This is a genomic window from Burkholderia sp. WP42, from assembly GCF_000745665.1.
Classification (GTDB): domain Bacteria; phylum Pseudomonadota; class Gammaproteobacteria; order Burkholderiales; family Burkholderiaceae; genus Burkholderia; species Burkholderia vietnamiensis.
This window is the reverse complement of sequence record NZ_JQJT01000019.1, coordinates 1-13,631: the sequence shown is the minus strand read 5'-3', so window position 1 is coordinate 13,631 and position 13,631 is coordinate 1. Positions and strand designations below refer to the sequence as shown.

The window sequence follows — 13,631 nt, the reverse complement described above, 5'->3', positions numbered from 1 at the left end:
GTTTTTATTGTCGCAGCGTGTCTGCCATAGTGAAAACACGCCGGCCGTATCGCCCGATGCGGCGCGGCGATCGCGGGCCTGCCGGCACGCCGCGTCGAACCGAACAGAGTGGTGTATCGATGATGGATCATCCGTTGCGCGCCGCACTGGCCGCTGAATTGCATGCGCGGCCGTTCCTGCGGATCGCCGAAGCCGTGTCGCTCACGCACTACGCGATCTACGCGGACGGCCAGCCCGACATCCACGAAACGCTGCTGCACGCGCTGTGCCGCGATACCGGCCTCGACGCGCCGCACGAAGGTGCGACCCACCATGCGGTGCAATCGCCGTGCGGCTGGTACGTGAAGTGGGAGCGTCACACCGAATTCTCGACCTTCACGTTCGTCGCGCCACGCCGCGACACCGGCTATTTCGACGATCTCGCCATCGAAGGCGTTCCGCCTGCATGGTTCGCGCGGCTCGCGGGCATCCGCTTCGTCGCGGTGCGCATGGAGCTGCTGTCGGGCGATGCCGCGCGGCTCGTGCGCGGCGAGCTGCGCCGCTGGATCGACGGGCCGGCGCTGGTCGGCAGCAGCGTGCTCGGCGGCGGCAAGGTGTTCTGCGACTGGCACGTGCGCGACGACGGCTTCATGCGCCTGCTCGTGATCGACGAGGATTTCCGCGAGGAGCAGGGCGGCCGTCTGCTGCAGCGCCTCTACGAAATCGAGACGTACCGGATGATGGCGCTGCTCGCGCTGCCGGTCGCGCGGCGCATGAGCCGCGAGCTCGACGACATCCATACGGCGCTGCATGCGCTGATGCAGCGCATGGACGCCGGCGGCGCCGACGGCGACGACGCCGCGCTGCTCGTGAAGCTCACGCATCTCGCGGTGCGGGTCGAAGCGCTGTCCGGCTCGGGCGCGCGCTTCAGCGCGTCGCGCGCGTACGAGAAGCTCGTGCTGGCGCGCATCCACGAGTTGCGCGAGGAGCGCATCGAAGGGATGCCGATGATCGCCGAATTCATGGAACGGCGCTTCGCGCCGGCGATGGAAACCTGCCGCAGCGTGTGGGCGCGTCACGAGCAGATCGCGGCGCGCATCGCGCGCGCGGTCGACCTGCTGCGCACGCGCGTGAACTTGGCGCAGGAACAGGACGTCACGCGCCTGCTCGTCGGCATGGAGCGCACCGCGCGCAACCAGCTTCATCTGCAGCACGCGGTCGAAGGGCTGTCGGTGGCCGCGATCTCGTATTACGTGCTGTCGCTCGCCACCGCGGCGTTCAAGGCGTTGCACGTGATGAACCTGCCGGTCGATCCCGAGCTGGCGGAAGGTCTGCTGATCGCACCGGTCGTGTTCGCGGTGATTCACGTCACGCGACGCACGCGCGCCCAGCTCGCGCGCGCCGAAACCGCGCATGACGGCGTAGCCGCGCATGCGCCGGTGTTGAAACGGGCGAGCTAGAACACCAACGACATATCAAAAGGAGTGGAGATGACTTTTACGCAATCGCAAACCGGCAACGTCGCAGGTCGTCACGCATTCGACGCGCCGCCGCAGTACGACGCCGACGCATCGCAAGAGGTACGCGCGACCTCGTACCATGCGGTGCTGCAGGAGCCGATGACGTCGCTCGTCGGCGGCACGGTCGATCGGCCGGAGGTCGCGGCGGTCGCGATTCTCGGCTACAACTGAAGCGGCTTCGGCGATAGGGCGCGCGCGTCGCTCGCACCGATCATTCGCCCCGCGCGGGCGGCACGTCGTCCGCCTCTCGCGCGGCGCGGCGGGACCCCGGCGCGGCGGCTCCCCATGCGGCGAGCTCGCGCTTGGTCCGCACGCCCAGCTTCGCGAACGCGCGCTTCACGTACGACTCGGCCGTCGCCACACGCACGCCGAGGATGTCGGCCGTCTCCGGCACGGTCTTGCCCGAGATCAGATGCTTGCAGGTTTCGTATTCGCGCTTCGACAGCTTCACGCCGTCGGCGGCGAGCCGCGCGTCGAACTGCGCGAGCGGATGCAGGTCGGCGGCCGGATGCGCGATACGGCGCGCGGCGGTGGTCGACGCATGCAGTTCGAGCAGCGGAAACAGCACGTCGCTGATGCTGCGAAAGCGGTTCATCTCGGCGAGCGTGAACGGCGGGCGGTCGCGACCGCGTTCGAGCGCGATCGAATGCTGCGCGTAGCGCGTGCCGCGCGCGAGCACGCATTCGTGGCCGATACGCACGTCGTCGAACAGCCGCTGACGGAATTCGCCGGGCGGGATCGCCGCGATGTCGCGCACGACCAGCATCGTGCCGGTCTTGCCGCGCAACCCGGCGAACAGCGGGTCGCTGTCGAGAAAGCGCTCGTAGTAGAGCGTCATCACGTCGGAGATTTCTGCGGTCGCGGTGCCGATGCCGCTGCTGCCGATCCATTCGCAGCGATAACCGGTCGGCATCGCGCCGTCGACGCGCGAGCGTTCGACGTGCGCGACGTCGAGCGGCACGACGTCGTTCAGCAGCCGCGTGAGGCGCGGCACGAAATGCGGCGTGCCGACCGTCTCGATCAGCTCGCCCAGCGCCTTGAACGACACGTCGAAGCGGTCGTCGTCGCGGTGGCAGGCGTTCATGTCGAGCGGCATGCGGGTCTCTCGGTAGGAAGCGGGCGCGATTGTAGCGGTTGCGGCGTCGGGCGTCATCACGGGGAACCACGGGGCGGCGGGCGATGGCTCCGCGCGTCGGACGACGCGTTCCGGCGGCCGTGAAGGCCGGCGTAACGGGCAGTGTAAAGGAGCGGCGGCGTCCGCGCGTTGTCGAGCGCGGCGCGTGGGCTTTAGTCGATCCAGTTAGTCGATGACGACGTGCTGCCGTACCGGCCGATAACCGACGCATCCGCGCGTTCGCCCAGCCTTGCGTCGGAGGAATGCGCCACCGCGGCCGTGCGTGTGGCCGGCACGCGGCCGAATGCAAGGCCAGCAGCTACCGCTTCGCTCGGCGTGCCTTAGTCGATCCAGTTAGTCGATGACGACGTGCTGCCGTACCGACCGATGACCGACGCATCCGCGCGTTCGCACAGCCTTGCGTCGGAGGAATGCGCCACAGCGGCCGTGCGTGTGGCCGGCACGCATCCGAACGCAAGGCCAGCAGCTACCGCTTCGCTCGGCGTGCCGCGCCCAGCCCGATCGTCGGCGCGACCACAAGATCGGTTCGGGGCCGCTCCTTACGCCTCGATCCGCTCGACCTTGCCGACCAGCAACCCGTACGACAGGCTGCCGGCAAGCGCCATCGCCGCGATGTAGGTGATCGCGCGCGAGAAGTCCGCGCCGTCGACGAGCAGGCCGATCACGATCGGTGTCGCGATCGCGGACAGATTGCCGATCAGGTTGAACACGCCGCCGGTGAGGCCGAGCAGCCGCGCGGGCGCGAGGCCCGACACGAGCGACCACGTGATCGACGCGAAGCCGTTGCCGAAGAACGCGATGGTCATGAACGCGATCACCCAGCCGGTCGACGTGACGTAGTTCGCGCCGATGATGCAGGTGGAGATCAGCAGCCCCGAGATGATCGGCAGCTTGCGCGCGAAGCCTTGCGACGCGCCGCGCCGCATCAGCCAGTCCGACAGCACGCCCGAGCACAGCACGCCGACGAACGCGGCGAGAAACGGCAGCGACGCGAGAAAGCCGGACTTGATGAAGTCCATGCCGCGATATTTGACGAGATAGGTCGGGAACCACGTGAGGAAGAACCACAGCGTCGAGTTCAGCGCGAACTGGCCCAGGTAGATGCCCCACAGCTTGCGCCGCCCGAGCACGACGCCGAGGTCGCGCCACGTCGACGGCACACGTTCGGGGCGCGCGGCGATGCGGTCTTCGAGATCGACCAGGCCGCCGCCGTCGCGGATCAGCGCGAGTTCCGCTGCGTTGAGGCCGCGAAACGCGCGTGGCTCGCGATACAGCGCGTACCAGATCGCGGCCCACGCGATGCCGGCGAGCCCGGTCGCGACGAACACCATGTGCCAGCCGAGGTGCAGCTGCAACCACGCCAGCACCGGCGTGAGGAACGCAAGGCCGACGAATTGCCCGGACGTGTAGCCGCCGATCGCGCCCGCGCGTTCGCGGGTGGGGAACCACGTCGTGACCACGCGGTTGTTGATCGGATAGGCCGGCGCTTCCAGCGCGCCGACGGCGAGCCGCAGCACGATCAGCCCGACGAACGAGCCGGCGAAGCCGAGCAGCAGCGTGGCGGCCGACCACAGGGCGAGCGCGAGCGCATACAGCACGCGCGGCGACACCTTGTCGACGAGCCAGCCGCCCGGTATCTGCATCAGCGCGTAGGTCCACCCGAATGCGGAAAACACCAGGCCCGCGCGCACGGGGTCGATGTTCAGCTCCTTGAACAGCGCGGGCGCGGCGATCGACAGGTTGCTGCGGTCGAGGTAGTTGATCACCACCGTGACGAACAGCAGCGCGAGGATGACCATGCGCTTGCGGCTGGCCGGCGCGGTGGATGCGGTGGATGCGGTAAATGCAGCGGACGCGCGAGCGTCGGGCGCTGCGGAATCGGCGCCCGCGCGCGCTTGCTCCGACGGCGCGGCATGGGTGCGTGACGCGGAATGGGCCACGGTCGTCTCCTGTGCTTGTGCGGCGCGTGCCCGCGTGACGGGACGGCCGTATTCAATGGCATCGGAACAACGTTATGGCCCGCGTACCGCGCGCGTCAACATCTGGACAGTCATCCCCATTAATGGGACGTTGCGCGCGCAATGTGTGGAGTCGCCTGTGCGCGCGGTTCGTCATACGCGCCGCGCGTCATATCACGGCAATCCTGCGCCGATGTCGGCGCGTCACGCGCTCGCGGTGTCGTCGCGATATCCGCGCTTGTCGTCGAAGATCTCCGCCAGCGCGGCGCGCAGCACCGCGCGATCATGTTCGCCGGGCGCCAGATGAATCACGTAATGCGTATTGCCGTCGAGTCGCGCGGCGGTGCGTTCGTCGAGCTCGACTTCGAGCGTGCGTTCCGTCAGGCGGACGGACAGATCGTCCACGCGCGCGGTGAGCTGGTCGCGCACCATCACCTCGATCGTCGTGTCGTCCGGGAATCGCAGCAGCGAGAAGCAGTAGTCCTGCTCCGCGTCGAAGCAGTAGAGGTTCGCGAAGCTCTCGTCGTCGTCGACGTCGGCCGTCGCGGCGCCGAGCGTGGCGTGTAGTTCCATGATGTTTCTCTCGAGGTAGGGAAGCCGCTGCAGCGGCGCATGCGCGTCAATCCGGCGTCACGTGTCGCGCCTTCAGCCACGGCCCGAATTCGCGCATCGTTTCGACGACGGGGCGCAGCCGGTCGCCGTCCGCGCTCAGATCGTACTCGACCCGCACCGGCACTTCGGGATACACGGTGCGTCGTACGAGGCCGGCGTCTTCGAGCGCACGCAGGTCGAGCGTCAGCATCCGCTGCGAGATGCCCGGCATGTCGCGACGCAGATCGCTGAAGCGCTTCGGCCCATCGAGCAGATACGACACGAGCAGCAGCCGCCAGCGGCCGCCGAGCAGCCGCATCGATTCTTCCACGGAACATCCTGTCGCACTCGTTTTCATGCTGATGACTCTGCGTCGGTAACTTTTTTGTGACTACGGCACAAACGACTGCCTTCTTCTCAGCGCCGCGCCGATGCGAGATATTAGCGCCCGCGTCGCGGCGAATCGAGAGAGATACGAAACATTCACACAAGGAAACGCATGAAGCTCTATCACGCTCCCGGCAGCTGCTCGCAGGCGATCTGCATCGTGCTGCGCGAAGCGCAATTCGACGCGCAGATCGTCACGGTGGACGCGCGCCGGCATCGGTTCGACGATGGCCGCGACTATCGTGCCGTGAACGAACTCGGCTACGTGCCGCTGCTCGTGCTCGACGACGGCACCACGCTGCGCGAAGGCCCCGTGATCGCGCAGTATCTGGCCGACCGGCGCCCCGAAGCCGGACTCGCGCCGGCATACGGAACGCTCGCGCGCTACCGGCTGATGGAATGGCTGAACTTCCTCGGCACGGAGATCCACAAGGGGTTCATTCCGTTGCTGTACGCGGCGCAGGCGGGCAAATACGTCGATCCGGTGCGCCGGAAGCTCGACAGCCGCTTTGCATGGATCGACCGGCAGCTCGACGGCCACACGTATCTGACGGGCGACACCTTCACGATCGCCGATGCGTATCTGTTCGCGCTGACCGGCTGGGGCAAGGCCGGCTGGCTGCGCTCGGTGTACGACGCGGACATCGACCTGAGCCGCCATGCGAACCTGCGCAGCTGGTACGAGCGTGTGCGGGCGCGGGCGGCCGTACAGCAGGTGCTGCAGGCCGACGGGCTGGCGAACGCCGCCTGACCGACGCGCGGGCCTCGGCGTGAATGGCGAGGCCCGCGCGCATTCAACGCGTGAGCGTCACGTACAGATAGCCGGCGTAGCCGGCGCCGTTCGCGAGCAGTGCCCAGATCGCGAGCCCGCGCGCCCGCGCATTGACGCGCAGCCACACTGCCGCCGCGAGCGTGATGACCACGCCGGTCAGCACTTCGGCGCGCGGTTCCCACGGCGTCAGCATGATGCCGATCGCCGGCAGCAGCGTGCCCTGGAACACCATCGCGCCGGTGATGTTGCCGAACGCGAGCGTGTCCTTCGAGCGGCGAATCCACAGCACGCTGTTGACCTTCTCCGGCAGCTCGGTCGCGATCGGCACGATGATCAGCGACAGCAGCAGCGGCGAGATGCCGAGCAGTTGCGACACGCCGTCGACGCCGTGAATGAAGCCCTTCGCGCCGCCGACCAGCAGCGCGACGCCGACGGCGAGCTGCAGCGCGATGGTCGCCAGATTGGTCGGCAGCCCGGTGCGCGACAGGAACATCGTGTGCGGCGCCTCGGTGCCGTGCCCGGCGTCGACGAGCTGCGTCGACGCGCGCAGCGTCATCACCACGTACATCACGTAGATGCCGACCAGCATCGCGCCGAGCATCGCGCGCACCGCCCAGACGTGATGCGGGACGAACATCGCGACCGTCGCGAGCGTGAACGCGGCGATGAAGTAGTTCAGGTCGCGCACGAAGCCGCTGCGCTCGGGTGCGATGGTGCCGGTCACGCCGCGCGAGCGGATCACGGCGAGCGTCATCAGGAAGGTGGTGAGCGTCGCGAGCATCAGCGGCGCGCCGAGAATCGCGCCGACGCCGATTTCCTCGTTCACCGCGGCGTTCGACGTGCCGCCGATCAGCGCGAGCAGCGGCACCGTCGTCTCGGGCAGCGCGGTGCCGACGGCCGCGAACAGCGAACCCGTCACGCCTTCGGAGATCTTCAGGCGTTCGCCGAGATGTTCGAGCGCATTGGTGAAGAGTTCGGCGGCGATCAGGATGACGATCAGCATGAACGCAAGTTCGACGAGCATCAACGTCATGCGGCACCTCCGCACGCGCGCGGGTTGGCGTTGGCGGGATGGCGGAAGCGGACGAAGCGCGACGGGAAAGGGACGAAGGACATGGGGGCTCCGTGGTCGGACGTTGACGAACCATGACGCATCTGCCGACGTCCGACCCGGAACGGCGCGATGCGTCGATGGTCTCGCCAAGCCGATTCGGCCGAACGCGCCACGGCCGCAAGCCGAGTATGTTGACACGTTCGCTTTCCAGAGCGGAAAGCAGGCTACTCCCCAAAGACGAACGGCAGTCTAGCCGAGCCCGATGCTTTCGGCAAGCTGGTGCGGGCATGCGCTCGGGGCTGCATTCGGGCCTGCACGGCGGGCCGGCTGCCGACGAACGTGCGTACCGTATCGCGGAGCAAGCGCCGTGCCGCACATTACATCCATCTGTCGTTTGGTTACTAACAACTGTCATCGACCGCGGCTAAGCTTTCGGCACACTCACAACCGGGTTTCCCGTCATGCGCTCGACACTTCGCCTGTTTGCGCCGCTCCTGCTGCTGCCCGCGCTCGCCGCGCCCGTCGTTGCCGCCACCGCCGCGCCCGTCAGCGCGAACTGCGGCGGCAGCACGACGCCGATCGCCGACATCCAGGGGCCCGGCGCGCCGTCGCCGCTCGCCGGCCAGAACGTGTCGATCGAAGCGGTCGTCACCGCCGACTTCGGCGGCGCGGACGGCTTCGGCGGCTTCTTCGTCCAGCAGGCCGACGCGCAGCGGCGCAATCAGCCGGGCGTGTCCGAAGGGCTGTTCGTCTATGCGCCGAAGACGCGCGCGACGGCCGGCGATCTCGTTCACGTGACCGGCAAGGTCGAAGAGAAATACGGGCAGACGCAGCTCACGCTGGCCGGCGCGATCGCGGTGTGCGCGAACGGCCAGACGGTCACGCCGGCGACGCTGACGCTGCCGGTCGACGCCCCGGCCGCGTTCGCCGCGTATGAAGGGATGCGCGTGCGCCTGCCGCAGACGCTGACCGTCACCGACAACTACGAGCTGGGCCGCTACGGCAGCGTGCTGCTGAGCAACGGCCGCCTGCGCACGCCGACGAGCGTGGTGCCGCCGGCGCAGGCGCGCACGCTGATGGACGCGAACGCGCGCAACCGGCTGATTCTCGACGACGGCTCGAACCGGCAGAACCCGGCGAGCGTCCCGTATCCGGCGCCCGCGCTGTCGGCGGCGAACACGCTGCGCTCGGGCTACACGGTGCGCGGCGTCGACGGCGTGCTCGAGGTGCGTTACGGCGCGTGGCGCGTGCAGCCGCTGCCCGGCGCGGCCGCGCCGGCGTTCGACGCGCGTGCGAACCCGCGCACCCGCGCGCCCGCGCGCGATCCGAACTCGAATCTGCGCGTCGCGTCGTTCAACGTGCTCAATTACTTCAACGGCAACGGGCTGGGCGGCGGCTTCGACGATCCGAACAACCGCGGCGCGAAGACTTACGAGGAATTCCAGCGTCAGGAGGCGAAGATCGTCAGCGCGCTGCAGGCGCTCGATGCCGACGTGATCGGCCTGATGGAGATCCAGAACAACGGCTACGGCGAACTGGGCGCGGTGCGCCAGCTCGCGGCAAAGCTCGGCAGCCGCTGGCGCGTGGTCGATCCGGGCGCGTCGCGCCTGGGCGGCGACGCGATCGCGGTCGCGATGATCTACGACAGCCGCACGGTCGAACCGGTCGGCCGCGCGGCGACGCTGGCGATCGACGAGCGGAACCGCCAGCCGCTCGCGCAATCGTTCCGCCGCATCGGCGGCAGGCACGCGCTGACGATCGCCGTCAATCATCTGAAGTCGAAGAACTGCCCCGATGCGGCGAACGACGACCTCGACCAGGGCGACGGCCAGGGCTGCTGGAACGCGACGCGCACGCGTGCGGCCGTGAAACTCGCCGACTGGCTCGCCGGCGCGCCGACCGGCGTCGCCGGGCAAGGCACGCTGCTGATCGGCGATTTCAACAGCTACACGCATGAAGACCCGATCCGCATGCTCGAATCGCGGGGTTACCGCAACCTCGTGTCGCGCTGGATCGGCGCGAACGCGTACAGCTACGTGTACAACGGCGAGGCCGGTTATCTCGATCACGCGCTCGCGTCGCTGCCGCTCGCCGCGCACGTGAAGGCCGTGCACGAGTGGCACATCAACGCGGACGAGCCGCTCGCGCTGCAGTACACGCTCGCCTACAAGTCGGCCGACCAGCAGAAGACCTACTACGCGCCCGATGCATATCGGTCGTCGGATCACGATCCGGTGCTGATCGACATCGCGCTGCCGGGCCGCGCGCGCTGAGCGTGGGCGGCGGTGACGCCGCACATCGCCGTCATGTTCTCCGCTTCACGGGTCGCCCGCGTCATTCGCGGGCGACCCGCAATACGATGCGCCACGGTTCACGAGAATATCGGTTCATTCAGCAGCATCGCCGATACCGCGTCGCTCGCGATGCGATTCCGTCATCGTGTAAATAATTCCACTCGCCAAGCCGAAGCCGATTTGAATCGGTATTTTATGGGCGGTCGCGGATTCAAATCGGCACGCCATTCGAATTGGTTTTAAATAATGAAAACGAAAGAGACGATTCACCGATCTGAAAGCATTCGCCGCGCGATGCGCCGTTTCGTAGAACGCCGTGCGACAAGGGTGACGGCGCTCGCGTCGAATACGAAACGGCTCTCCTGCCGCTGCCGCTGCCGATGCGGGCGGGCACCGCGGTCTTTCAAATCCCGGATACTGACGGCCGTTTGCATCATCGGCGATTTTTTAATATCTGAATGATCTTTGACAACGCGGCGCAGCACCGCCTATTTTTGTGGTGTCGTAAAACCGCGTAATAAAAAAGTATTCAAAACTGCAAGGGGGCGGCGTCTCAGCTTCATTCTCCGCCAGCAGTTTGCCGTGTCCGTAGCGAATTCGGTCTCTCGAAGAAGTCCAATCCCCAACCGCCGTCTGCCGACCGTGCAACGCGAGTGGCGGGTGCGCCTGTGCGTTCGTTGCCGGCGACGACGGCCTGTGTGAAGCGGTATCCAACCCGACACAAAGGACAGAGATGAAACCAGACAGCAGCAGTACCCGCAGTCGCGCCATACGCCGCGCCCGGCTGGCCGCGCTAGGCGCATTGACCGTCGCGACGCTCGTGCTGGCGGGCTGCGGCGGCGACGATTCGTCGTCGGTCGGCGCATCGAGCCTCGCGCAGGCGGCCGCGAGCCAGCAGGCCGCCGCGCAGCAGGCGAGCAGCGATGCGACGCCGGCGGCGAACCAGCCGTACGTCGACCCGGTCGCCTATTCGATGAACGCGACCGACGGCCTCGCGCCCGCGCAAGTCGCGGAGAAGGCGGCCGTGATGCACTACCAGTGGAAGTCCGGCGGCACCACGATCGACTACACGACGACCACCGGCCACCTGACCGCGCAGGACGCGAACGGCAACGCGGAAGCGTCGATGTCGTACGTCGCGTACACGGCGCCGAGCGCGAACGGCAAGCCGCGGCCGGTCACGTTCGTCTATAACGGCGGGCCCGGCTCGTCGTCGATCTGGCTGCGGCTCGGCTCGTTCGCGCCCACACGCGTCGCGACGCCCGACCCGCTGTTCGGCAGCAACTGGCCGAACTATCCGCTCGTCGACAACGCGGAGAGCCTGATCGACACGACCGACCTGGTGTTCATCGATCCGCCCGGAACCGGGCTGTCCGAAGCCGTGTTGCCGAACACGAACCAGAAGTACTGGAGCTCGGACGCGGACGTCAACATCATGCGCGACTTCATCCAGCGCTACCTGAACGTGAACGGCCGCAGCGCGTCGCCGCTCTACCTGTACGGCGAGTCGTACGGCACGCCGCGCACCGACATGCTGGCGCTCGCGCTCGAATCGGCCGGCGTGCACCTGACCGGCATCGTGCTGCAGTCGGCGATCCTCAACTACTTCGCGGATGCGGTGGAAGCGGTCGCGATCACGCAGTCGACCGAAGGGCTGCTGCTCGACACCGATACCGTGGCCGGCTACCTGCCCGGCTACGCGGCGGTCGCCGAATACTTCAACCAGGTGTCGCCGGCGCCGGTGAATCCGTATCTGTATGCGTTGCAGACGGAGCTGTTCACCACGCTGATCTACAACCAGCTGCAGCGGTATTCGCAGTCGTGGGTGCTCAGCCAGCTCGGCATTCCGGATGCGCTCGGCACGCCGGTGTTCCCGAGCGATGCGACGCTCAAGCTGTGGTCGATCCCGTCGAGCCTCACGATGCAGGCGCTGCGCGGCTACTTCAACGCGAATCCGTTCGGCACGAGCCTGCTGCCCGGCACGACGATCGGCCGCTACGACGGACGCGTGTCGTTGCCGAATTCCGATCCGCGCTTGCAGACCGACGGCGATCCGTCTGACATCCTGATCTCGCAGCCGTTCACGAACGCGCTCGCGACGCAGATGCCCGATTACCTCGGCTATACCGCGCCGAACGCGACCTACCTGCCGCTGAACGACAACATCATCCAGGTGTGGGACTTCTCGCACGACGGCCAGCCGATGCCCGACACGATCCCCGATCTGCTCGGCGCGCTGCAGCTCAACCCGAAGCTGCAGGTGCTCGCGGAGAACGGCCTGCACGATCTGGCGACGCCGTTCTTCAACACCGAGAAGCAGCTCGCTCGTCTGCAGACGGTGAAGGGTTTGAATCCGAAGCTGCAGGTGAATTTCTTCCAGGGCGGCCACATGACGTATCTCGACGACGTCGCGCGCCCGCAGATGAAGCGCGATCTGAGGATCTTCTATCAGGGCCGGCGGATTCCGACCGCACTGACGCTGCATACGCTGCCGCCGCCGTGGCCGGACGAGAACCCGGCCGGCACGCCGACCGGCAGCGCGCCGGGCGCGAGCGCCGCGACCACGGTTGCCGCGGCGCCGTAAGCGCCGGACCCGTTGCGAACGAGGAACCTTCTATTCATCCATCGAATGCGAGTGATCATGTCTCCAATCAATTTGATGCGACGTATGGCTGCGGTGATCGTCGTCGGCGCCGTGACGAGCGGTGCGTATGCGCTGCCGCCGCAGGCGGTCGCGCCGGTGAAGCTGCCGCCCGGCGCGCACGGCGTCGACGGCCCGTTCTTTCCGTCGACGCGCGCGGCGCCGGTGTTGCCTTCGACCGGCGCGACGCTGCAGCAACAGGCACAGCAGCGCGTCGACGCGCGGCTCGGCGGCAACACGGTGTTGAGCAACGGCGCGGCCGTGACGAAGGCGCAGGCGCAGAGCAGCGGGCTCGGCTTCGTCGCGAAGCACTTCGACGAGATCGACGCCAAGCATACCGGCCGCGTGACGATGAGCGACGTGCGGCAGTTCATCCAGCAGCGGCAGGTGCAGGCGCAGCAGGAGCAGCAGGACGACGAGTGACCGCGTAGCGGTCTCGCGCGGGCGCAGCGCGACGGTCGGTGCCGGGACGGCATCGGCCGGCCACGGCGAGCGCGACGATCGTGACGATCGGCTGGCGGCATGCCGCGGCGCAGCTTCGGCCGCGGCTTTCCTCATCGACGCGCCGTCGCGCACGTCGGCGGCCCGAGGCGCGCGTTCGGTCGTGTCTCGCGTCGCGCGCGGGCACCCGCGGCCGCTCGCCCGACATCGTGCTGCACTCCTGCACGTGTCGGCGACGCCGGCCGCCGGCCGCAGTTCATGTCTGATGTTTCCGCCACGCGAGCGCTGCACGTCGCGTCGCCGGCGATGATTCGTTTCGCGAAAGGCCCGCGCGCCGCGCGATGCGTCCTAGCGGATTGTCGCAATCCTTCTATCTGAACCGATCGGCGTCTGCTGGAATGGCGATGCCGCATGACCGCCGAGCCGACATCGCGCGGCGGCATGGCCGTCGACGTCGTCGAGCGCCTCGGCACGGCCGCCTGCGCGGTTCATCCATCACTCTCTTTCGATCCATCATCATGTTCAATCGCACTACCAGCACCGTCGCGAACGTCGATCCGGAACTGTGGGCCGCCATCCAGAACGAGAACCGCCGCCAGGAAGAGCACATCGAGCTGATCGCCTCGGAAAACTACACGAGCCCGGCCGTGATGGCCGCACAGGGCTCGCAGCTCACGAACAAGTACGCGGAAGGTTATCCGGGCAAGCGCTACTACGGCGGCTGCGAGTACGTCGACGTGGTCGAGCAGCTGGCGATCGATCGCGTGAAGCAGCTGTTCGGCGCGGAAGCGGCGAACGTGCAGCCGAACTCGGGCTCGCAGGCGAACCAGGGCGTGTTCTTCGCGATGCTCAAGCCGGG

11 protein-coding genes, 1 pseudogene and 1 riboswitch are annotated in these 13,631 nt (G+C 67.6%); of the genes and pseudogenes, 7 read left to right on the top strand and 5 right to left on the bottom strand.

Translation table 11 applies throughout. The features are described 5' to 3' along the window. The first annotated feature begins 119 nt into the window (after nt 1–119). Nucleotides 120–1,439, top strand: coding sequence for a DUF3422 family protein (locus EX20_RS12060; RefSeq protein ID WP_011881276.1), 1,320 nt, complete (start codon nt 120–122; stop codon nt 1,437–1,439). A gap of 30 nt (nt 1,440–1,469) precedes the next feature. Then, on the top strand, nt 1,470–1,670 hold the full coding sequence (locus EX20_RS12055) for a hypothetical protein (protein WP_034193691.1): 201 nt from the start codon (nt 1,470–1,472) through the stop codon (nt 1,668–1,670). A 40-nt stretch (nt 1,671–1,710) separates the two neighbouring features. Here EX20_RS12055 and EX20_RS12050 read toward each other — a convergent pair whose 3' ends face one another. The 4 genes from EX20_RS12050 to EX20_RS12035 form a co-directional block, all read right to left on the bottom strand. Beyond that, complete coding sequence (locus EX20_RS12050) at nt 1,711–2,595, bottom strand: helix-turn-helix transcriptional regulator (RefSeq protein ID WP_034193690.1); 885 nt, start codon at nt 2,593–2,595, stop codon at nt 1,711–1,713. Nucleotides 2,596–3,173: 578 nt separating this feature from the next. Further along, complete coding sequence (locus EX20_RS12045; protein WP_034193689.1) at nt 3,174–4,574, bottom strand: MFS transporter; 1,401 nt, start codon at nt 4,572–4,574, stop codon at nt 3,174–3,176. A 222-nt stretch (nt 4,575–4,796) separates the two neighbouring features. Then, a complete protein-coding gene (locus EX20_RS12040) occupies nt 4,797–5,165 on the bottom strand; it encodes a hypothetical protein (protein WP_034193688.1) in 369 nt (122 codons plus the stop codon). Between the two features lie 46 nt (nt 5,166–5,211). Next, nucleotides 5,212–5,541: a winged helix-turn-helix transcriptional regulator gene (locus tag EX20_RS12035; RefSeq protein ID WP_034193687.1), complete on the bottom strand. Its 330-nt coding sequence runs from the start codon at nt 5,539–5,541 to the stop codon at nt 5,212–5,214. A gap of 141 nt (nt 5,542–5,682) precedes the next feature. Here EX20_RS12035 and EX20_RS12030 point away from each other — a divergent pair, with 141 nt between their 5' ends. Further along, nucleotides 5,683–6,321, top strand: a complete 639-nt coding sequence (locus EX20_RS12030; RefSeq protein ID WP_034193686.1) for a glutathione binding-like protein — start codon at nt 5,683–5,685, stop codon at nt 6,319–6,321. A 43-nt stretch (nt 6,322–6,364) separates the two neighbouring features. On the opposite strand, the gene EX20_RS12025 is transcribed toward EX20_RS12030, so the two are convergent. Further along, nucleotides 6,365–7,375: a sodium:calcium antiporter gene (locus EX20_RS12025; protein ID WP_034193685.1), complete on the bottom strand. Its 1,011-nt coding sequence runs from the start codon at nt 7,373–7,375 to the stop codon at nt 6,365–6,367. Between the two features lie 130 nt (nt 7,376–7,505). After that, nucleotides 7,506–7,641: riboswitch (yybP-ykoY riboswitch) on the bottom strand. Nucleotides 7,642–7,857: 216 nt separating this feature from the next. Here EX20_RS12025 and EX20_RS12020 point away from each other — a divergent pair. The 4 genes and pseudogenes from EX20_RS12020 to glyA all read left to right on the top strand — a co-directional run. Continuing rightward, nucleotides 7,858–9,669 (top strand): ExeM/NucH family extracellular endonuclease, encoded by a 1,812-nt coding sequence (locus tag EX20_RS12020; protein ID WP_034193684.1) that lies wholly within the window; start codon nt 7,858–7,860, stop codon nt 9,667–9,669. 754 nt (nt 9,670–10,423) lie between these two features. After that, nucleotides 10,424–12,274, top strand: coding sequence for a S10 family serine carboxypeptidase-like protein (locus EX20_RS12015; RefSeq protein WP_034193683.1), 1,851 nt, complete (start codon nt 10,424–10,426; stop codon nt 12,272–12,274). 57 nt (nt 12,275–12,331) lie between these two features. Further along, nucleotides 12,332–12,754, top strand: coding sequence for a hypothetical protein (locus EX20_RS12010; protein WP_034193776.1), 423 nt, complete (start codon nt 12,332–12,334; stop codon nt 12,752–12,754). 536 nt (nt 12,755–13,290) lie between these two features. Then, nucleotides 13,291–13,631 (top strand): annotated as a pseudogene (gene glyA / locus EX20_RS12005) (serine hydroxymethyltransferase); the annotation flags it as partial.

Excerpts from the sequence above, each read along its gene's own strand:
- EX20_RS12050 (WP_034193690.1), bottom strand. The coding sequence starts at position 2,595 with ATGCCGCTCGACATGAACGCCTGCCACCGCGACGACGACCGCTTCGAC.
- EX20_RS12010 (WP_034193776.1), top strand. The coding sequence starts at position 12,332 with ATGTCTCCAATCAATTTGATGCGACGTATGGCTGCGGTGATCGTCGTC.
- EX20_RS12060 (WP_011881276.1), top strand. The coding sequence starts at position 120 with ATGATGGATCATCCGTTGCGCGCCGCACTGGCCGCTGAATTGCATGCG.
- EX20_RS12055 (WP_034193691.1), top strand. The coding sequence starts at position 1,470 with ATGACTTTTACGCAATCGCAAACCGGCAACGTCGCAGGTCGTCACGCA.
- EX20_RS12020 (WP_034193684.1), top strand. The coding sequence starts at position 7,858 with ATGCGCTCGACACTTCGCCTGTTTGCGCCGCTCCTGCTGCTGCCCGCG.
- EX20_RS12015 (WP_034193683.1), top strand. The coding sequence starts at position 10,424 with ATGAAACCAGACAGCAGCAGTACCCGCAGTCGCGCCATACGCCGCGCC.
- EX20_RS12025 (WP_034193685.1), bottom strand. The coding sequence starts at position 7,375 with ATGACGTTGATGCTCGTCGAACTTGCGTTCATGCTGATCGTCATCCTG.
- EX20_RS12040 (WP_034193688.1), bottom strand. The coding sequence starts at position 5,165 with ATGGAACTACACGCCACGCTCGGCGCCGCGACGGCCGACGTCGACGAC.
- EX20_RS12035 (WP_034193687.1), bottom strand. The coding sequence starts at position 5,541 with ATGAAAACGAGTGCGACAGGATGTTCCGTGGAAGAATCGATGCGGCTG.
- EX20_RS12030 (WP_034193686.1), top strand. The coding sequence starts at position 5,683 with ATGAAGCTCTATCACGCTCCCGGCAGCTGCTCGCAGGCGATCTGCATC.